This is a genomic window from Pseudomonas protegens, from assembly GCF_003732485.1.
GTDB classification, from domain to species: Bacteria; Pseudomonadota; Gammaproteobacteria; order Pseudomonadales; family Pseudomonadaceae; genus Aquipseudomonas; species Aquipseudomonas protegens_B.
Genome location: NZ_MOAK01000086.1, coordinates 581,101 through 598,893 on the forward strand (window position 1 = coordinate 581,101; position 17,793 = coordinate 598,893).

The 17,793-nt window shown below is 62.1% G+C and carries 20 protein-coding genes; 6 read left to right on the top strand and 14 right to left on the bottom strand.

Annotation, left to right across the window (positions count from 1 at the left end; genetic code table 11):
* Position 1: 1 nt before the first annotated feature.
* Together BLX41_RS29680 and pdxH are read left to right on the top strand one after the other, a co-directional pair.
* Positions 2-982 carry an OmpA family protein gene (locus BLX41_RS29680; RefSeq protein ID WP_123727739.1) on the top strand — a complete coding sequence of 327 codons (981 nt, stop codon included), beginning with the start codon at positions 2-4 and terminating at the stop codon, positions 980-982.
* A 23-nt stretch (positions 983-1,005) separates the two neighbouring features.
* Positions 1,006-1,653 carry a pyridoxamine 5'-phosphate oxidase gene (pdxH, locus tag BLX41_RS29685; protein ID WP_123727740.1) on the top strand — a complete coding sequence of 216 codons (648 nt, stop codon included), beginning with the start codon at positions 1,006-1,008 and terminating at the stop codon, positions 1,651-1,653.
* 10 nt (positions 1,654-1,663) lie between these two features.
* On the opposite strand, the gene BLX41_RS29690 is transcribed toward pdxH, so the two are convergent.
* Positions 1,664-1,900, bottom strand: a complete 237-nt coding sequence (locus tag BLX41_RS29690) for a hypothetical protein (protein WP_123727741.1) — start codon at positions 1,898-1,900, stop codon at positions 1,664-1,666.
* A gap of 174 nt (positions 1,901-2,074) precedes the next feature.
* Between BLX41_RS29690 and BLX41_RS29695 the strand changes: the two genes are divergently transcribed.
* Positions 2,075-2,539: an outer membrane lipoprotein gene (locus BLX41_RS29695; protein ID WP_025127763.1), complete on the top strand. Its 465-nt coding sequence runs from the start codon at positions 2,075-2,077 to the stop codon at positions 2,537-2,539.
* A gap of 78 nt (positions 2,540-2,617) precedes the next feature.
* On the opposite strand, the gene nhaA is transcribed toward BLX41_RS29695, so the two are convergent.
* Positions 2,618-3,805, bottom strand: a complete 1,188-nt coding sequence (gene nhaA, locus BLX41_RS29700) for a Na+/H+ antiporter NhaA (RefSeq protein ID WP_123727742.1) — start codon at positions 3,803-3,805, stop codon at positions 2,618-2,620.
* A gap of 323 nt (positions 3,806-4,128) precedes the next feature.
* Here nhaA and BLX41_RS29705 point away from each other — a divergent pair, with 323 nt between their 5' ends.
* Positions 4,129-5,223, top strand: a complete 1,095-nt coding sequence (locus BLX41_RS29705; RefSeq protein ID WP_123727743.1) for a PLP-dependent cysteine synthase family protein — start codon at positions 4,129-4,131, stop codon at positions 5,221-5,223.
* A gap of 132 nt (positions 5,224-5,355) precedes the next feature.
* On the opposite strand, the gene BLX41_RS29710 is transcribed toward BLX41_RS29705, so the two are convergent.
* The 3 genes from BLX41_RS29710 to BLX41_RS29720 form a co-directional block, all read right to left on the bottom strand.
* Positions 5,356-6,969, bottom strand: a complete 1,614-nt coding sequence (locus tag BLX41_RS29710) for an NAD(P)/FAD-dependent oxidoreductase (RefSeq protein WP_123727744.1) — start codon at positions 6,967-6,969, stop codon at positions 5,356-5,358.
* A gap of 112 nt (positions 6,970-7,081) precedes the next feature.
* Positions 7,082-7,759, bottom strand: coding sequence for a COG3650 family protein (locus BLX41_RS29715; protein WP_185073861.1), 678 nt, complete (start codon positions 7,757-7,759; stop codon positions 7,082-7,084).
* A 194-nt stretch (positions 7,760-7,953) separates the two neighbouring features.
* On the bottom strand, positions 7,954-8,553 hold the full coding sequence (locus BLX41_RS29720; RefSeq protein ID WP_123727746.1) for a short chain dehydrogenase: 600 nt from the start codon (positions 8,551-8,553) through the stop codon (positions 7,954-7,956).
* Positions 8,554-8,656: 103 nt separating this feature from the next.
* On the opposite strand from BLX41_RS29720, the gene BLX41_RS29725 reads away from it, so the two are divergent.
* Positions 8,657-9,565, top strand: coding sequence for a LysR family transcriptional regulator (locus tag BLX41_RS29725; protein WP_123727747.1), 909 nt, complete (start codon positions 8,657-8,659; stop codon positions 9,563-9,565).
* 12 nt (positions 9,566-9,577) lie between these two features.
* Here the strand turns inward: BLX41_RS29725 and BLX41_RS29730 are convergent, their stop codons facing one another.
* The 9 genes from BLX41_RS29730 to BLX41_RS29770 form a co-directional block, all read right to left on the bottom strand.
* Positions 9,578-10,084 (bottom strand): DoxX family protein, encoded by a 507-nt coding sequence (locus BLX41_RS29730; protein ID WP_123727748.1) that lies wholly within the window; start codon positions 10,082-10,084, stop codon positions 9,578-9,580.
* A 2-nt stretch (positions 10,085-10,086) separates the two neighbouring features.
* Positions 10,087-10,857 carry an HvfC/BufC N-terminal domain-containing protein gene (locus BLX41_RS29735; RefSeq protein ID WP_123727749.1) on the bottom strand — a complete coding sequence of 257 codons (771 nt, stop codon included), beginning with the start codon at positions 10,855-10,857 and terminating at the stop codon, positions 10,087-10,089.
* Positions 10,854-11,744, bottom strand: a complete 891-nt coding sequence (gene bufB / locus BLX41_RS29740) for an MNIO family bufferin maturase (RefSeq protein WP_123727750.1) — start codon at positions 11,742-11,744, stop codon at positions 10,854-10,856. The genes BLX41_RS29735 and bufB overlap by 4 nt, the downstream gene beginning before the upstream one ends.
* A gap of 25 nt (positions 11,745-11,769) precedes the next feature.
* Complete coding sequence (locus BLX41_RS29745; RefSeq protein WP_123727751.1) at positions 11,770-12,075, bottom strand: BufA1 family periplasmic bufferin-type metallophore; 306 nt, start codon at positions 12,073-12,075, stop codon at positions 11,770-11,772.
* Between the two features lie 150 nt (positions 12,076-12,225).
* Positions 12,226-12,927 carry an ABC transporter ATP-binding protein gene (locus BLX41_RS29750; protein WP_123727752.1) on the bottom strand — a complete coding sequence of 234 codons (702 nt, stop codon included), beginning with the start codon at positions 12,925-12,927 and terminating at the stop codon, positions 12,226-12,228.
* Positions 12,928-13,695: a high-affinity branched-chain amino acid ABC transporter ATP-binding protein LivG gene (gene livG, locus BLX41_RS29755; protein ID WP_060837861.1), complete on the bottom strand. Its 768-nt coding sequence runs from the start codon at positions 13,693-13,695 to the stop codon at positions 12,928-12,930.
* Positions 13,692-14,948, bottom strand: coding sequence for a high-affinity branched-chain amino acid ABC transporter permease LivM (locus BLX41_RS29760; RefSeq protein ID WP_123727753.1), 1,257 nt, complete (start codon positions 14,946-14,948; stop codon positions 13,692-13,694). Before BLX41_RS29760 ends, livG begins: the two co-directional genes overlap by 4 nt.
* A complete protein-coding gene (gene livH, locus BLX41_RS29765) occupies positions 14,945-15,868 on the bottom strand; it encodes a high-affinity branched-chain amino acid ABC transporter permease LivH (protein ID WP_123727754.1) in 924 nt (307 codons plus the stop codon). The genes BLX41_RS29760 and livH overlap by 4 nt, the downstream gene beginning before the upstream one ends.
* A 230-nt stretch (positions 15,869-16,098) precedes the next feature.
* The gene (locus BLX41_RS29770; RefSeq protein ID WP_123727755.1) at positions 16,099-17,226 is read right to left on the bottom strand and encodes a branched-chain amino acid ABC transporter substrate-binding protein; all 1,128 of its coding nucleotides are present in this window, start codon (positions 17,224-17,226) and stop codon (positions 16,099-16,101) included.
* Between the two features lie 305 nt (positions 17,227-17,531).
* Between BLX41_RS29770 and BLX41_RS29775 the strand changes: the two genes are divergently transcribed.
* Positions 17,532-17,793: DUF2288 domain-containing protein (locus BLX41_RS29775; protein ID WP_259745356.1), on the top strand; the 262-nt coding region annotated here is incomplete at its 3' end.

Below are 17,793 nucleotides of genomic sequence, written 5' to 3' on the forward strand. Positions count from 1 at the left end.
GGTGGCGCCGGCTGGCAAAGCTCCGGTTGCCGCCAAGCCGGCTGCAGCCGAGCCAGCTCCTGCCCCTGCCGCTGTAGCCGCAGCACCTGCCGCTCCTGCCGCCAAGGCCGAGAGCAGCAACTGGTGGTGGCCGTTCTCTTCCAAGGACTCCGCCGACAAGCCTGTGGCTGAGGCCAAGAAGGCCGAGCCTGCTCCAGCTCCGGAAGTCGCCAAGGCTGCAGACTCCGAGACCCATTGGTGGTGGCCGTTTGCCAAGAGCCAGCCCAAGCCCCTGAGTAAGGTGAATGTGGCGGACATTCCAATGCCCGACCCGAAAATCACTCAGGCCTGGCTGGACGACTACGAGCCGCGCCTGCGTGAAGCGGTGAAGGACAGCAAGCTGCAAATCGAACGTCGTGAAAACGTGCTGGTAGTGACTGCGTTGGTCGACGCGTCCTTCAACCCGGACCGTCCAGCCATGCTGCTGCCGGTGACCCTGGGTCCATTCACCCGCGTGGCCAAGGCCGTTGAAGGCGATCCCAAGACCGCCGTACTGATTCTCGGCCATGCCGATGCGACTGGCCCGACCCTGGCCAACCAGAAGCTGAGCCGTGATCGCGCCCAGTCCGTTGCTGCCATCTTCAGCCTCAGTGGCTTGAAGCAGGACCGCCTGATGCTGCGTGGCATGGGTTCGGTCATGCCGCGTGCAGCCAATGACAGTCCTCAAGGCCGTTCGCTGAACCGTCGAGTGGAAATCATGCTGACCCAGCGCAGCACCATGCTGGGCCTGCTGAGCAAGTACAACCAGCCGACGCCGTCCGAGACCGAAATGGTCGCCGTGCAGGACGCCAAGCCACCCGTTCCTGCCGCCACCGGTAAAAAGGCCGCTGCGCCAGTGAAGAAGTCCACCGTCGCCAAGAAGCCTGCAGCCAAGAAGGCGCCAGCGAAGAAAGCCGCAGCTCCAGCAAAGAAAGCAACCGCTACCGCTCAGGCTAAAAACTGATTCTCAAGGATAAGGAAGCAGGCATGACTCAGTCTCTGGCTGATATGCGCCGGGATTACACCCGCGATGGCTTGTCCGAGGCCCAGGCCCCGGACGAGCCCTTTGCGCTGTTTCACCAGTGGTTTGCCGATGCGGTGAAAACCGAGCAGCCACCGGTAGAGGCCAATGCCATGACACTGGCGACTGTCGATACTGACGGTCGTCCCCATTGCCGCATCTTGTTACTCAAGGGTTTGGATGAACAGGGTTTCACCTTCTTCACCAACTACGAAAGCGCCAAGGGAGAGCAATTGGCCGCACGCCCTTTTGCTGCCATGACCTTCTTCTGGCCGACCCTGGAGCGTCAGGTGCGGATTGAAGGAAGGGTGGTCAAGGTCACTCCCCAGGAGTCTGATGCCTATTATCAGGTGCGTCCTCTAGGGAGTCGGTTGGGGGCCTGGGCTTCACCGCAAAGCCGGGTGATCGCCGATCGTGACGAGTTGCAGGAGTTGCTCAAGGCCACTGAGGCGCGCTTCAGCGATAGCCAGCCGGATTGCCCGGAACATTGGGGGGGGTATCGCCTGCTGCCCGAGCGCATCGAGTTTTGGCAGGGACGCCCCAGCCGCTTGCATGACCGTTTGAACTATCGCCTGCAGGCGGGGCAGTGGAGCCGGGAACGTCTGGCCCCCTGACACGCGCAGATCATTCGCCGGGATAACCGGCCGCGGCGGCTTCCAGCCATTGCGGCAGGTCCCGGCGTTTTACTTTCTGGCGTTGGGCCTCGGCCAACTGTTGCAGCATGAATTGCTTCTTCTGTTCATCGGTTCCGGCCAGGGACAAGGCCAGGTCCCGGTCCACCCAGCGCTTGATGCGCACGTAGAGCCACCAGTGGAAATACAGACCGGCGATGGTGGTCACGATGATGATGAAGTAATCCATGAAAAATCCTTTGCTCGGTGGCGCTATGCTGGAAATCGGCGTTACCGTATTGAGAGGGCTTAGCGTTTGCACAGTCTGTACTTTGGCTGAATGAAACCAATTTTATCCGGGCGGCGCCGTGACAGGCGTCAAGCTGCGGAGTCTAATGACTATCTGTCCTTTGGAGTTGATCCTATGCGTAAGTCTGTTTTGCTGGTTGCGTCTTTCACCACGATGGCAATGTTGCTCGGCGGCTGTGCCTCAAACCTGACCGGTGACTCTTACTCCCGTGATGAAGCGCGTCGTGTGCAAACCGTACGCATGGGCACCATCGAGTCCCTGCGTCCGGTGAAAATCGAAGGTACCAAGACCCCGATCGGCGGAGCTGCCGGTGCTGTAATCGGCGGTGTAGGCGGCAGCGCCATCGGCGGCGGCCGTGGCAGTATCGTCACTGCGGTGATCGGTGCGGTAGCTGGCGGCCTGCTGGGTTCGGCCACTGAAGAAGGTCTGACCCGTACCCAGGGCGTTGAGATCACTGTCCGTGAAGACGACGGCAGCATGCGTGCCTATGTTCAACAGGTACAGGAAAACGAAGTGTTCCGTGTTGGTGATCGCGTGCGCATCATGAGTGTCAACGGCACCAGCCGCGTTACCCGTTAAGCGCTTCCCGATCAAACAAAACCCCGGCCAGGCAACTGGTCGGGGTTTTGTGTTTTCAGGCTGCCGGGTCTGGTTGGATCAGGAGCTCAGGGCATTGTTCTTGCGGCTGGCGGCGGCGGTAACGGCATAACCGATCAGTGCGGCCAGCAACGAGCCAGTGAGAATACCCATGCGGTCCATGCCAGCGTACTCGCTGCTGCCGGGCACGAAGGCCAGGGATCCAACGAACAGGCTCATGGTGAAGCCGATCCCGCACAGAATCGCCACACCGAGAACCTGTCCCCAGTTGGCGCCGGCAGGCAGGGCGGTGAGCCCGGTCTTGATCGCCAGCCAGCTCAGGCCGAACACGCCGATGGTCTTGCCCAGCAACAGGCCGATGGCGATCCCCATGGGTACATGGTGGGTGAAGCTCTCAAGCGTTACGCCGCTCAGGGACAGGCCTGCGTTGGCGAAGGCGAACAGCGGCAGGATGCCAAACGCCACCCATGGATGCAGTGCATGTTCCAGTGCCTGGGCGGGCGAGGGTTCGGCATTGCGGGTGCGCAGGGGAATACAGAAGGCCAGGGTCACGCCGGCCAGCGTCGCGTGGACCCCGCTCTTGAGCACGCAGACCCAGAGAATCAGGCCGATGATCATGTAGGGCCCGAGTTTCACCACACCCATCCGGTTCATGGCCACCAGGGCGGCAATGCAGGCAGCCGCCAGCATCAGCGACAGGGTCGACAGGGCGCCGGAGTAGAAGATCGCGATGATCACGATGGCTCCCAGGTCATCGATGATCGCCAGGGTCATCAGAAACAGCTTCAGCGACGTGGGGACACGTTTACCCAGCAGGGCCAGGACCCCCAGGGCGAAGGCGATGTCGGTGGCGGTCGGAATCGCCCAGCCATTGAGTGCCGCCGGATTGTCACGGTTGAGAAACCAGTAGATCAGGGCCGGTACCAGCATGCCGCCAATGGCTGCCAGGCCCGGCAGGACGATCTGCGAAGGCTTGGACAACTGGCCTTCCAGAACCTCGCGCTTGACCTCAAGGCCGATCAGCAGGAAGAACAGGGCCATCAGGCCGTCGTTGATCCACAGCAACAGCGGCTTGGCGATCTTCAAGGCACCAATCTGTGCCACTACCGGGGTTTCCAGCAGGCCGTTGTACAGCCAGGACAGTGGTGAGTTGTTGATGATGAGAGCCAGGATGGCAGCGGCGATCAATAACAGACCGCTGGCAGCTTCCATGGCAAAGAAACGAGTGAAAGTGCTACGCAGAGGCAAGGTCGCTCTCCATCTAAATCTAAAAAAGGTGGCACACCCTAACCCGTACAGTTAGTTGTTAAAACAAAAGTTATATTCTTTTTTGTTATATGCAGCGGGTAAGCGGCCTGCTGAAAAAGCTTCCTTGCAGTTGTGTTTCCAATTGCTTCCCAGCTGTACCTGTCAGGGGCTGGCGATATTTCCTAACATGTCCGTCGCCAGGGGCTTGCAGGTGGTTTTCCTCCAGGGCACAGCCACCTGATTGCGCCGAACCCGGATCACCTATGCTGGGTGCATTTCATTTTCTTGCGCCGGTATGGCGTTCGATCCGACGAGAATAGAACATGAGCGACAATCGCCAATGGGCCCGTGAGGCCATCCGCATCATCGAAGCCGACTTTCAGCGCAGCGCCGACACCCATCTGATTCCGCTGCCGCTTCCAGGCCAGCCGGGTATCGAGCTGTATTTCAAGGATGAATCCAGCCATCCCACCGGCAGCCTCAAGCACCGCCTGGCCCGCTCGTTGTTTCTCTATGCCCTGTGTAATGGCTGGCTCAAACCCGGCGCGCCAGTGATCGAGGCCTCCAGCGGGTCCACGGCGATTTCCGAAGCTTATTTCGCTCGTCTCCTGGGGCTGCCTTTCATTGCCGTGATGCCAGCCACCACCTCCCAGGAAAAGATCACGCAGATCGCCTTCTATGGCGGCAAGAGCCATCTGGTGCAGGACCCGACGCAGATCTATGCCGAATCCGAGCGCCTGGCCCGGGAAAGTGGCGGTCACTTCATGGACCAGTTCACCTACGCCGAGCGGGCCACCGACTGGCGGGCCAACAACAACATCGCCGAGTCGATCTTCCAGCAGTTGCGCTTCGAGCGTTACCCGGAGCCCAGTTGGCTGATCTCCAGCCCGGGTACCGGCGGCACCACCGCGACCCTGGGCCGCTACGTGCGCTATCGCCAGCACAGCACCCGGGTGCTGTGTGCCGACGCCGAGCGCTCGGTGTTCTTCGATTTCTACCAGACTGGCGATGCCAGTCTGCGCCTGGATTGCGGTTCGCGGATCGAAGGTATTGGCCGGCCACGGGTCGAGGCTTCCTTCCTGCCCAAGGTGATCGACGCCATGGTCAAGGTGCCGGATGCCTTGTCCCTGGCGGCCATGCACTACCTGGCCCAGCGCTTGGGTCGCCGGGTCGGTGGCTCCAGCGGCACCAACCTGATCGGCGCGCTGATGGCCGCGCAGCAGATGGCCGCCGCGGGCGAGACGGGTTCGATCGTGGCGATTCTCTGTGACGGTGGCGAGCGCTATGCGACCACTTACTACGATGAGCAGTGGCTGGCGGAGCAGGGGTACCAATTGAGTGGCTTGGTCGACGCGGTAGCCGCCAGTGTCGAACGTGGCGAGGCACTACCCGCCAGCGTATTGCGCGCCGGCATCTGAACCTGTCGTAGGAGCCGGCATGCCGGCGAAGAGGCCCTTGAGCCTTGCACTGTTCTGGATGACATCTTCGCTGGCGAGCCAGCTCCTACGGAAGGCGGTAGGAGCCGGCTTGTCGGCGAAAGGGGCCGTCCGTCAGGCCTGAATCCCGAGGATGTCCCGGGCCACGGCTTCGGCAATGCGAATCCCGTCCACACCGGCGGAAAGAATCCCCCCGGCATAACCGGCGCCTTCACCGGCTGGATACAGCCCCTTCACATTCAGGCTCTGCATCGAGGCATCACGAGTGATACGCAGCGGCGATGAGGTGCGGGTCTCAATGCCGGTCAACACCGCATCGTGCAACGAGTAGCCCTTGATCTGCCGCTCGAAGGCCGGCAAGGCTTCGCGAATGGCTTCGATGGCAAAGTCCGGCAGGGCCAGGGCCAGATCGCCCAGGCTCACCCCCGGCTTGTAGGACGGCTCGACGCTGCCCAGGGCGGTGGTGGGTTTGCCGGCGATGAAGTCGCCCACCAGTTGCGCCGGAGCCTGATAGTTGCTGCCACCCAGGACAAAGGCGTGGGACTCCAGGCGCTCTTGCAACTCGATACCCGCCAACGGCCCGCCCGGGTAGTCCACTTCAGGAGTGATGCCTACCACGATGCCCGAGTTGGCATTGCGCTCGTTGCGCGAGTACTGGCTCATGCCGTTGGTCACCACCCGGTTCGGCTCGGAGGTGGCCGCCACCACGGTGCCGCCCGGGCACATGCAGAAGCTGTAGACCGAACGGCCGTTCTTGGCGTGGTGCACCAGCTTGTAGTCGGCGGCGCCGAGTTTCGGGTGGCCGGCGTACTTGCCCAGGCGCGCGCTGTCGATCAGCGATTGCGGGTGCTCGATACGGAAACCTACGGAGAACGGCTTGGCTTCCATGTACACGCCACGGCTGTGGAGCATGCGGAAGGTGTCGCGGGCGCTGTGGCCCAGGGCCAGGATCACGTGTCGCGAATGCAGCTGTTCGCCGCTGGCCAGTTCCACGCCCCGCAGTTGGCCGTCTTCGATCAGCACGTCGGTGACCCGCTGCTCGAAGCGCACTTCACCGCCCAGGGCGATGATCTGCTGGTGCATGTTTTCCACCACGCCGGTGAGGCGGAAGGTGCCGATGTGCGGCTTGCTGACGTAGAGGATTTCGTCTGGCGCACCGGCCTTGACGAACTCGTGGAGCACCTTGCGACCGTGGTGCTGCGGGTCCTTGATCTGGCTGTAGAGCTTGCCGTCGGAGAAGGTCCCGGCGCCGCCTTCGCCGAATTGCACGTTGGACTCGGGGTTGAGCACGCTTTTACGCCACAGGCCCCAGGTGTCCTTGGTGCGCTGGCGCACTTCCTTGCCGCGCTCGAGAACGATCGGCTTGAAGCCCATCTGGGCCAGCAACAGGCCGGCAAAGATGCCGCAAGGGCCGAAACCCACCACGATCGGTCGTTCGTTCAGGTCTGCCGGAGCCTGGCCCACCACCTTGTAGCTGACATCCGGCGCCGGGTTGACGTTACGGTCGTCGGCGAACTTGAGCAGCAGCGCCGCTTCGTCGCGCACGCTGAGGTCGATGGTGTAGATGAAGCACAGCTCGGAAGACTTCTTGCGCGCATCGTAGCTGCGTTTGAACAAGGTGAAATCGAGCAGGTCATCGCTGGCGATCCCCAAGCGCTGCACGATAGCGGCGCGCAGGTCTTCATCGGGATGGTCGATCGGCAACTTGAGTTCGGTGATTCGTAACATGACAGGATCCGGGTAGGCGGTGCGCAACAGTGCGCCGGCTTGCTTTGCACAAACCGGCGATTATAAGCCGCAATCCACCGTCGCCGTGAGGCTAAAACCGCTGCTCGTCGAATCAGTCGTTGCGCGAGCCGCCGAAATAGCCGCAACCGCGCTGGACCTGACCATCCACCCGCAGCTCGGCGCTCAAGTGCTGGACGCTGCCGGTAACGGGGTCGACGCAGCGTTGCGGTGCGACCCAAAGCTCCACGCGCTGGTGATTGGCTTCGCTGGTGAGGTTGAAACGGCCGTCGCCCAGTTGCTCTTCCAGATAGGGCAGGGCCAGGGTCGGCTGGCCGGCGCGCTCGATCATCATGCCCTTGGCACTGACATCGACATTCCAGGCCGGGTTCTTGCTGCCGGCCCGCAGGATCAGACGCTGGAAATTCGGGTCGTTGCAGGCACTGCCGGAACGTTCGATGCGATACAGCTGGCGCAGGTTCAACTGCCCGTCGCTACTGCCGCTGGCGGAAAACTTGCCCCGCAGGTCGGCGAACAGCTTGCCCTGTTTCTCAGCCAGAGTAGCGGCCTCTTGCAGCACGCTGGTGTCGCCGCCATCGCTGACCACATAACGGCGATCTTCGGTGCAGGGTTTGAACAGCAACTTGCCGTCTGCCGCGCTGAGTTCACCCTGCATCCGGGTCAGCCCGGCCATGGACGGCGCCTCGGGTTGTGAGTTGAACATCGGCAACATCTGGCAGCCGGCAAACAGCGGCAACAGGGCGAAACAAAGCAGTGAACGGGCGGTGCGCATCATGGGGCCTCCAAGCGGAAGCCGACACGTTACGCAGCCCGCCCGATCACCACAACCCCGGATTGAACGCAGCAGCGCCATCAACCGTAGGAGCCGGCTTGCCGGCGAAGAGGCCCTGGAGCCTTGTGTGGTTCGGGAGGACGCCTTCGCTGGCGAGCCAGCTCCTACACAAGCCGGCTCCAGCACGACTCGGATCAACCGACGTGGTAGGTCTGGCCGGTCTGCAGGCCTTCCACGCTCTTGGCGTAGGCCAGGGCCACGTCGGCCGCCGGCACCGGCTTGAAGCCGCGGAAGTAGGGAGCGTAGCTGCCCATGGCTTCCACCAGCACGTTGGGGCTGATGGAGTTGACCCGCAGGCCCCGGGGCAGCTCGATGGCGGCGGCCCGAACGAAGCTGTCGATAGCGCCGTTGACCAGGGCGGCCGAGGCGCCGCTGCGGATCGGGTCGTGGCTCAAGACGCCGGTGGTGAAGGTGAAGGAGGCGCCGTCGTTGGCGTACTCGCGGCCGATCAGCAGCAGGTTGACCTGGCCCATCAGCTTGTCCTTGAGGCCCAGGCTGAAGTGCTCGGCGGTCATTTCCCCCAGCGGTGCGAAGGTGACGTTACCGGCGGCGCACACCAGCGCATCGAAGCGCCCGGTCTTTTCGAACAGGGCGCGGATCGACTGGGCATCGCTGATGTCCACTTGCAAGTCACCGCTGGTGCGGCCGATACGGATCACTTCGTGACGCTGGGACAGTTCCCGGTCTACCGCCGAGCCAATGGTGCCGTTGGCACCGATCAAGAGAATTTTCATGGGCTGTTCCTCAAAGGGGGGGACGAGGTTGCAGTCTAGAGTGGTTTTTTTCATGGATTAACGCGCTAATAGGCAACCTTTGGTTTTCAAATGGAAACAATCCATGAGCGAGATGGATGACCTGGCGGCGTTTGCGGTGCTGGTGGAAGCCGGCAGTTTCACCCTGGCGGCCCAGCAACTGGGGTGCAGCAAGGGCCAGTTGTCCAAGCGCATCAGCGCCCTGGAAGCCCGGTACGCCGTGGTGCTGCTGCAACGCACCACCCGGCGTCTGGACCTGACCGCCGCCGGGGCGGCGCTTCTGCCTCAGGCCCAGGCGCTGGTAGTCCAAGTGGAGCGGGCCCATCAGGCCCTGGCCCGGCTCAAGGACGATATGGCCGGCCCGGTGCGCCTGACGGTTCCGGTGTCCCTGGGAGAGACTTTTTTCGATGGCCTGCTGCTGGAGTTCTCCCGGCACTACCCCCAGGTGCAGATCGAGCTGGACCTGAACAACAGTTACCGCGACCTGGCCCGGGAAGGATTTGATCTGGCGGTGCGTTCGGAAGTGGCCAACGATCAGCGCCTGGTCGCCCGGCCGCTGCTGGCCTGGCATGAGATGACCTGCGCCAGCCCGGCTTACCTGGAGCAATACGGCGAACCGCAGACTCCCCGAGAGCTGGCCGAACATCGCTGCCTGCTCAACAGCCATTACAGCGGACGGGAGGAATGGTTGTATCACCAGCGCCACGAGCTGTTGCGGGTGCGCGTCAGCGGGCCCTTCGCCAGCAACCACTACAACCTGCTGAAGAAAGCCGCCCTGGCGGGAGCGGGCATTGCCCGGTTGCCTTCCTATGTGCTGCACAGCGATCTGGCCGACGGCCGCCTGCGCTGGTTGCTGCGGGATTACCAGACCCGCAGCATGCCGATGTACCTGGTGCATCCCTACCAGGGCGGCCTGCCCAAGCGAACCCAGGTGCTGGCCGATTACCTGATGGACTGGTTCCGCCGCAGCGGCGAGGCCCTGGATCGTCTCTAGGGCCGGTCGTCGTTACAGAGCGCGGCGATAGCGACGGGCGAGCAGTTGATCGAGAGAGAACACCCCCGGGCCTTTGGCCATCAGCAGCAGAAGGATCGCCGCCCAGGTGCCGTGGGTCGGGTAGGCATCCGGGTAGACGAACAACTGGATGGTCAGGGTCATCCCCAGCAGCGCCAGGGCGGAAAAGCGCGTGGCCAGGCCCAGCAGGATCAACATCGGGAAAAAATGCTCGGCAAAGGCCGCCAGGTGCGCCGCTATTTCCGGCGTCAGCAGAGGCACGTGGTATTCGCTCTGGAACAGGGGAATGGTCGAATCCGCCAGCCGCGGCCAGCCCAGCTGGAAGGTGCCGTCGATCAGGTCGATGGCCAGCCCCTCGACCTTGGTCTGGCCGGATTTCCAGAACACCGCGGCGATGGAGAACCGCGCGATAAAGGCAATCAGGCTGTAGGGAATACGCTCGAACCCTTGAATGATTCGGTTCAGCAATCCACTAACGGGGGTAGGAGTCTGGGTGTTCATGGTCAAGCCTTCTGATGAAGTTGCAGGTCAATAACAGCGCCGTGGCCCAGCAGCAGGCCCAGGCACTGGCCCAGGTCGAAATCGGCTTGGGCATCCAGGGCATAGGCGGCAGCGATTTCCAGCGGCCAGTGGTTGTGCAGGCTGTCGATGAAGGTGGCACTGCCGGCGTCCAGCGCGATGACCTCCACCTCCAGGGCATTGCGCAGCACCAGGGCGTACTGGCCCTGGTACAGGTCGAACGCCGGCCACGCCGCCTCGCTCTGGTGAGCGGCCCACAAGCTGACGACGGCGAAGCGTGAATGCAGGGTGCGCAGCGACGGATGCAACAGCAGGCGCATCTGCCCGAGGCTGTCTGGCCGGCTCATCGCCGCCGCCAGGTGCGCCGGGTCCAGGGGACGAGCGTCGGCGGCGTGATAGGCCTCGACCCGCAGCCGTTCCAGGCGCGCCACATCGGCCAGATAGGGCAGGGCGGCGGCCGGGGCAAAGCCCTGGATAAAGTCGCCCAAGTCCTGGCCGTAGTCGCTGAGCAAGGGGCTGTGGGGCGCGAAGTCCTGCACATAGTGACGGGCCATGGCGTCGAAGAAGGCCTGGCCCACCAGTTGCGCCACCACCGGGTAGGCCGCCGAAAGGGCGTTGATCAGCGAGCTCTGCACGTTGTTGCGATAGACCGCAAAGCGGCTGGCCGGATCGGCGCCGTTGCTGCTGCACAGCCCCGCAGGACAGATCGCTTCGCTGCTCAGCAGGGCGTTGGCGAAGGCGGCTTGGCTGCTCATGACTGCACCCGGGCGCGCTGCAGTAATGCCTGGGCCTGATCGGCCTCGACCACAAGGGTCGCCAGGCTTGGCACCTGATTGTCCCGCTCGATCAGGGTGGCCATGGGGCCGATTCGCTCCAGCGCCTGCCGATACAGGGCCCAGACTGCCTGGTCCACCGGGGCGCCGTGATCGTCGATCAACAGACGGTCGCCGAGGTTGTCCCGGTCTTCGGCGAACCCGGCCAGATGAATCTCGCCCACGGCGTGCAGCGGCAGTGCCTGCAGATAGGCCAGGGGATCGCGCCGGTGATTGATGCAGGAAACGTAGAGGTTGTTGACGTCCAGCAGCAGGCCGCAGCCGCTGCGCTGGATCACCTCTTGGATGAAGTCCGTCTCGTCCAGGGTCGAGCGCTGGAATTGCAGATAGGTGGCCGGATTTTCCAGCAGCATGGTTCGCCCCAGATGGTTCTGCACCTGATCAATGTGTTCGCAGACCCGCCGCAGGGTCGGCACGTCGTAGGCCAGGGGCAGCAGGTCATTGAGAAACACCGGGCCGTGGCTGGACCAGGCCAGGTGTTCGGAAAAGGACTGGGGTTGATAGCGCTTGATCAAGGCCGCCAGGCGCTGCAGATGCTCGGTGTCCAGGGGAGCTTCGCCGCCAATGGACAGGCCGACACCGTGCAACGACAGCGAATAGTCTTCGCGGATCAACCCCAGGTAATGATGGAAGGGCCCGCCCGCCACCATGTAGTTCTCGGCATGTACCTCGAAAAAACCGACATCGGGCCGCTGTTCGAGGACGTCCTTGAAGTGTTCGCTCTTGAGCCCCAGGCCTGCACGGAGCGGCAGGCTCGAGGCGGACGCCTGAATGTCGTGGCGGGGACGTTGGATCAGGGCTGTGTTCATCATCGACACTCAGGCAGGCGCGGGATCAGGACTTGGCTTTGAAGGCTTCGAGCTGACCGAAACCGGTGGGCGAGGTGCTGCTGGCGGTTTTTTCGCAAGTGCCTTTTGGCACCAGTTTCCAGGCATTGGCCTGGTCATTGAGCTTGGAGGTCCCGGCGCAGGTGGTGCCGGCGCCCGCGGCACAGTCGTTCTTGCCCTTCATGGCCACGCCGAAGCATTTCTCCATGTCGCCGGCCGCCTGGGCAGTGGTGGAGACGGCCGCGATGCTCAGGGCAGAGCCCAGGGCCAGGACCAGGGCGGTAGCGGACAGGGTGCGAGTGTTGCTCATGATGTTTCTCCAGATTGGGGTGGGTTAAGGAAGCATTCGTGCTTGCTTACCCCTCTAGAGAAGGCTCATTGGCATTCGTTACAGCCTGGGGCAGTTTTTTATCCCGGAATAAAAAAAACGGCCCCGAAGGGCCGTTTTCATTGATGCAGGTGCTTAGCCGCCCAGATAGGCTTCACGCACCTTCGGATCGGTCAGCAGCGACTCGCCGGTACCCTGCATCACCACCCGGCCGTTCTCCAGCACATAGGCGCGGTCGGCGATCTTCAGCGCCTGGTTGGCGTTCTGCTCCACCAGGAACACCGTCACGCCGTCGCGGCGCAGCTGTTCGATGATGTCGAAGATCTGCTGGATGATGATCGGCGCCAGGCCCAGGGACGGTTCGTCCAGCAGCAGCAGCTTGGGCTTGCTCATCAGCGCACGACCGATGGCGAGCATCTGCTGCTCGCCGCCGGACATGGTGCCGCCGCGCTGGGTGAAGCGCTCCTTGAGCCGCGGGAACAACTCCAGGACCTTGTCCATCTGCTCCTGGTAGTCGCCCTTGTCGGTGAAGAAGCCGCCCATGGCCAGGTTCTCTTCCACGGTCAGGCGGGCGAACACCCGGCGGCCTTCCGGTACCACGGCAATGCTCTTGCGCATGATCTGCGCCGAGCTTTGTCCCACCAGCTCTTCACCCAGGTAACGGATGCTGCCGCTGTGAGCCTGTGGCGAGCCGCAGAGGGTCATCAGCAGGGTGGATTTGCCGGCACCGTTGGCGCCGATCAGGGTGACGATTTCGCCTTGGCGGATCTCGACGTTGACGCTGTGCAACGCCTGGATCTTGCCGTAGTAGGTGGAAACGTTTTCGAACTGCAGCATTTACGCTTCCCCCAGGTAGGCTTTGATCACTTCGGGATTGTCGCGGATCTGTTCCGGCGTACCGTCGGCCAGGGGCGTGCCCTGGTTGATCACCACGATATGGTCGGAAATGCTCATGACCAGTTTCATGTCGTGCTCGATCAGCAGCACGGTGACGTTGTGCTCCTCACGCAACACGCTGATCAGCGCTTTCAGATCCTCGGTTTCCTTGGGGTTGAGTCCGGCGGCCGGCTCGTCGAGCATGAGAATCCGCGGGCGGGTCATCATGCAGCGGGCGATTTCCAGACGCCGTTGCTGACCGTAGGCCAGGGTGCCGGCGGGGCGGTTGGCAAACTCCCGCAGGTTGACCTTGTCCAGCCAGTAGCCGGCGTACTCCATGGCTTCGCGCTCGCTCTTGCGGAACGCCGGGGTCTTGAACAGACCGGCCAGGAAGTTGGTGTTCAGGTGCCGGTGCTGGGCGATCAACAGGTTCTCGACCGCGGTCATGTCCTTGAACAGCCGCACGTTCTGGAAGGTCCGCACCACGCCCTTGCGGGCGATCTTGTGGCCGGGCAGGCCTTCGATCGGCTCGCCGTCCAGGAGGATGCTGCCGGCGCTGGGCTGGTAGAAACCGGTCAGGCAGTTGAACACCGTGGTCTTGCCGGCACCGTTCGGGCCGATCAATGCCACCACTTGTTTTTCCTTGACGGTCAGGGCCACGCCGTTGACCGCCAGCAGGCCGCCGAAGCGCATCGACAGGCCCGTTACTTTGAGGATCTCACGGCTCATTTGCGCAGCTCCATGTGAGGACGTTGCATGGGCAGCAGACCTTGAGGACGCCAGATCATCATCAGCACCATCATGGCGCCGAACATCAACATCCGGTATTCGCTGAATTCACGCATCATTTCAGGCAAGAGGATCATCACGATCGCCGCCAGGATCACACCCAGCTGCGAGCCCATGCCACCCAACACGACAATGGCGAGGATGATCGCCGACTCGATGAAGGTGAAGGACTCTGGGGTCACCAGGCCTTGGCGCGCGGCGAAGAAGCTGCCGGCGAAACCGGCGAACGCGGCGCCCAGGGTAAAGGCCGAGAGCTTGATCACGGTGGGGTTCAGGCCCAGGGCACGGCAGGCAATCTCATCTTCACGCAGAGCTTCCCAGGCGCGACCGATGGGCATGCGCAGCAGGCGGTTGATGACGAACAGCGCCGCCAGCGCCAGCAGCAGGGCCACCAGGTAGAGGAAGATCACCTTGTTGATCGAGTTGTACTGCAGGCCGAAGAACTCGTGGAAGGTCTGCATGCCTTCCGCTGCCTTGCGCTCGAAGGTCAGGCCGAAGAACGTCGGCTTCTCGATGTTGCTGATGCCGTTGGGGCCGCCGGTGAGATCGGTCATGTTGCGCAGCAACAGACGGATGATCTCGCCAAAGCCCAGGGTCACGATGGCCAGGTAGTCACCCCGCAGGCGCAGCACCGGGAAGCCCAGCAGGAAGCCGAAGGTGGCCGCCATCAGGCCGGCGATCGGCAGGCAGATCCAGAAGCTCAGGCCGAAGTAGTGCGACAGCAGCGCGTAGCTGTAGGCGCCAACGGCGTAGAAGCCCACGTAACCCAGGTCCAGCAGGCCGGCCAGACCGACCACGATGTTCAGGCCCAGGCCCAGCATCACGTAGATCAGGATCAGCGTGGCAATGTCCACCGCGCCGCGAGAGCCGAAGAACGGCCAGACCAGGGCACCGAGGATCAGCGCCAGGATGATCCAGCGCTGAGTGCTGGGCAGGGTTAGGAAGTTGCTGGCCTTGGCCGGGACCAACGGCATGCTGGGAGAGGACTTCCAGGCGGCGCTGATCTGGCTATGGAACAGCACCCGCAGGAACATCAGCACCGAGCACACCGCGATGGTGGCAAGAATGGCCGGACTGGTGTTGTGGACTTCCAGGTTGATGCCGACGATGGTCAGTTTCAGGCCCAGCACCGGGTAGGCGACGGCCCAGACCAACAGGGCGCTGAACAGCGCCGATTTAAGATTCCTAGTCATACTTTCTCAACCTCCGGACGGCCCAGAATGCCGGTCGGACGGAACAACAGCACCAGAACCAACAGGCCGAATGCCACAACGTCCTTGTACTGGTCGCCGAACACGTCGGCACCCAAGGCTTCGGCCACCCCCAGCACCAGCCCGCCGAGCATCGCGCCCGGAATGCTGCCGATGCCGCCCAAGACCGCTGCGGTGAAGGCCTTGAGGCCCACCAGGAAACCGGCGTTGGGGTTGATCACACCGTATTGCATGCTCAGCAGCACGGCGGCGATGGCCGCCAGTGCGGCGCCGATCACGAAGGTCAGGGCGATGATGTTGTTGGTATTGATCCCCAGGAGGTTGGCCATCTTGATGTCCTCGGCACAGGCACGGCAGGCGCGACCCAGGCGAGAACGGGAGATGAACAGCGTCAGGCCGAGCATGGCGACCAGAGTCACCACGAATACCACGATCTGCATGTAGGAAATCAGCACTTCATGTGCGCCACCTGGCCCGATGGAGATGTTGCCCGGGATCAGGTTAGGGATGGATTTGTCCTTGGAGTCTTGCGCCAGCAGAACGGTGTTCTGCAGGAAGATCGACATGCCGATGGCCGAGATCAGCGGGATCAGGCGGTTACTGCCACGCAAGGGGCGGTAGGCGATCCGTTCGATGCTGTAGCCGTAGGCACTGGTGACGACGATGCTCGCGATGAAGGCTGCGGTCATCAACAGCGGGACGCTGTCGAGTCCCATCATGGCCAGCCCGGCGATGGCGATGAACGCCACGTAGGAACCGATCATGTACACCTCGCCGTGGGCGAAGTTGATCATTCCAATGATGCCGTAAACCATCGTATAGCCGATGGCGATCAGGGCATACGTGCTGCCAACGGTGAGACCGTTAACCAGCTGTTGGAAAAAGTGATAGATGTCAGGCATTACAACGCTCCTAAAAACCTGATACGCATTTCACTGGTGGAGTCATTTTCCCGCCCAGGCCCCGTGGATCTGCACCCACTTCGGGCTGGGTTTTGCCAGCGAACCGCTGATGACGGTTTTGAGATTTTCAGGTGGGCGGGATTCCGGATCACGGAACACAGGCCCATACATTCGTAAAACAAAGCCCACGGCGAGCCGTGGGCTTTATTGGCAGTCAGTCAAGGCACGCCTTACTGAGGAGAGACTTCGGTTTTAGGTTTGCCGAAGTGCCACTCGTAGACCACGAACTTGAAGTCTTTCAAGTCGCCCTTGGCGTCGAAGCTCAGGTCGCCAGTGGGGGTCTTGAAGGTACCGGCGTGGATGGCTTCGGCCACCTTGGCCGCGTCTTCGCTCTTGGCGTTGGTGATGGCGCCAGCGATAACTTCAACGGCGGAGTAGGAAGGGAATACGAAAGGACCGCTCGGGTCTTCTTTCTTGGCCTTGAACGCGTCAGCCAGGGCGATGTTGGCCGGGTCCTGGTCGAAGGATTTGGGCAGGGTCACCAGCAGGCCTTCGGACGCGTCCTTGGCGATCTGCGAGATGGAGTCGTTACCCACGCCTTCCGGACCCATGAACTTGGCTTTCAGGCCCTTTTCCTGGGATTGGCGCAGGATCAGGCCCAGCTCCGGGTGGTAGCCGCCGTAGTAGACGAAGTCGACGTTGGCTTGCTTGAGCTTGGCGATCAGCGAAGAGAAGTCCTTGTCGCCGGCGTTGATGCCTTCGAACACGGCAACCTTGGTGCCTTTCTTCTCCAGGGTCTGCTTCACGGCGCTGGCAATGCCTTCACCGTACTGCTGTTTGTCGTGGAGTACGGCCACGACCTTTGGCTTCACGTGGTCGGCGATGTAGTTACCGGCGGCAGGGCCCTGGGCGCTGTCCAGGCCGATGGTGCGGAACACCATCTTGTAACCACGGGCGGTGATGTCCGGGCTGGTGGCAGCCGGGGTGATCATGATCACGCCTTCGTCTTCGTAGATGTCGGAAGCGGGTTGAGTGGAGCTGGAGCACAGGTGGCCGACCACGAACTTGACGCCATCGTTGACCACTTTGTTGGCGACGGCTACGGCTTGTTTTGGATCACAGGCGTCATCGTATTCAACGGCTTCGAGCTTCTTGCCGTTGACGCCGCCCTTGGCGTTGATCTGTTCGATGGCCATTTTGGCGCCGCTGAACTGCATGTCGCCGTATTGGGCTACCGGGCCGGTCTTGGGGCCGGCGATACCGATCTTGATGGTGTCAGCTGCGAACGAATGGCTGGCAACCCCGGCCAGGACCATAGCGGCAAACAGTTTGGAAATCTGCTTAGTAGCCTTATTCATAGTGCTCCACTCTTACTGTTGTAATTTTTATAGTTCCGGCGGCCTTGGTCGCAGAACCGAATCAGATATATCGCGATATCCGTCGGAAATGCCCCTGGCAACTGTACCGGTACAGTGTAGAGCGCCGGTTGTTCGCTTGAAAAGCTGGCGGCTGGGGGCAAAAACGCGGAGTGTCGCTTAATTGAAAGAAAAAGACAGATTTGCGGCGTGGCTTGCGCCCGGTTCGGCGTCAGTCCCTGGCGCTTCTGAGCTTCTCGATCGGTGACGCGTTTGCTTCTGGGTTTTTCTGCCAGAGCACCGACGTTATGATTGCGCCGATTTCATTTCTGGACAGTCCCATGACTCAAGAACCTAGCACCCTCTATGCCAAGCTGCTTGGTGAGACCGCATCTATCAGCTGGAAGGAACTGGAGCCGTTCTTTGCCAAGGGTGCCCTATTGTGGGTCGACGCCGACCTGGATCTGATCGAGGCGGCCCAGGCGGTGGCGGAGAATCAGGCGCAAAAAGTCGCGGCCTGGCTGGCCGAAGGGAAGGTTGAAAAGCTGTCTGCGACGCGGGCGTCCGATC

What these genes read in the sequence shown, in the direction of transcription:
- pdxH (WP_123727740.1), top strand. Translation starts at nt 1,006, where the DNA reads ATGACTCAGTCTCTGGCTGATATGCGCCGGGATTACACCCGCGATGGC.
- BLX41_RS29690 (WP_123727741.1), bottom strand. Translation starts at nt 1,900, where the DNA reads ATGGATTACTTCATCATCATCGTGACCACCATCGCCGGTCTGTATTTC.
- BLX41_RS29695 (WP_025127763.1), top strand. Translation starts at nt 2,075, where the DNA reads ATGCGTAAGTCTGTTTTGCTGGTTGCGTCTTTCACCACGATGGCAATG.
- BLX41_RS29705 (WP_123727743.1), top strand. Translation starts at nt 4,129, where the DNA reads ATGAGCGACAATCGCCAATGGGCCCGTGAGGCCATCCGCATCATCGAA.
- BLX41_RS29710 (WP_123727744.1), bottom strand. Translation starts at nt 6,969, where the DNA reads ATGTTACGAATCACCGAACTCAAGTTGCCGATCGACCATCCCGATGAA.
- BLX41_RS29715 (WP_185073861.1), bottom strand. Translation starts at nt 7,759, where the DNA reads ATGCGCACCGCCCGTTCACTGCTTTGTTTCGCCCTGTTGCCGCTGTTT.
- BLX41_RS29720 (WP_123727746.1), bottom strand. Translation starts at nt 8,553, where the DNA reads ATGAAAATTCTCTTGATCGGTGCCAACGGCACCATTGGCTCGGCGGTA.
- BLX41_RS29725 (WP_123727747.1), top strand. Translation starts at nt 8,657, where the DNA reads ATGAGCGAGATGGATGACCTGGCGGCGTTTGCGGTGCTGGTGGAAGCC.
- BLX41_RS29730 (WP_123727748.1), bottom strand. Translation starts at nt 10,084, where the DNA reads ATGAACACCCAGACTCCTACCCCCGTTAGTGGATTGCTGAACCGAATC.
- BLX41_RS29735 (WP_123727749.1), bottom strand. Translation starts at nt 10,857, where the DNA reads ATGAGCAGCCAAGCCGCCTTCGCCAACGCCCTGCTGAGCAGCGAAGCG.
- bufB (WP_123727750.1), bottom strand. Translation starts at nt 11,744, where the DNA reads ATGAACACAGCCCTGATCCAACGTCCCCGCCACGACATTCAGGCGTCC.
- BLX41_RS29750 (WP_123727752.1), bottom strand. Translation starts at nt 12,927, where the DNA reads ATGCTGCAGTTCGAAAACGTTTCCACCTACTACGGCAAGATCCAGGCG.
- livG (WP_060837861.1), bottom strand. Translation starts at nt 13,695, where the DNA reads ATGAGCCGTGAGATCCTCAAAGTAACGGGCCTGTCGATGCGCTTCGGC.
- BLX41_RS29760 (WP_123727753.1), bottom strand. Translation starts at nt 14,948, where the DNA reads ATGACTAGGAATCTTAAATCGGCGCTGTTCAGCGCCCTGTTGGTCTGG.
- livH (WP_123727754.1), bottom strand. Translation starts at nt 15,868, where the DNA reads ATGCCTGACATCTATCACTTTTTCCAACAGCTGGTTAACGGTCTCACC.
- BLX41_RS29770 (WP_123727755.1), bottom strand. Translation starts at nt 17,226, where the DNA reads ATGAATAAGGCTACTAAGCAGATTTCCAAACTGTTTGCCGCTATGGTC.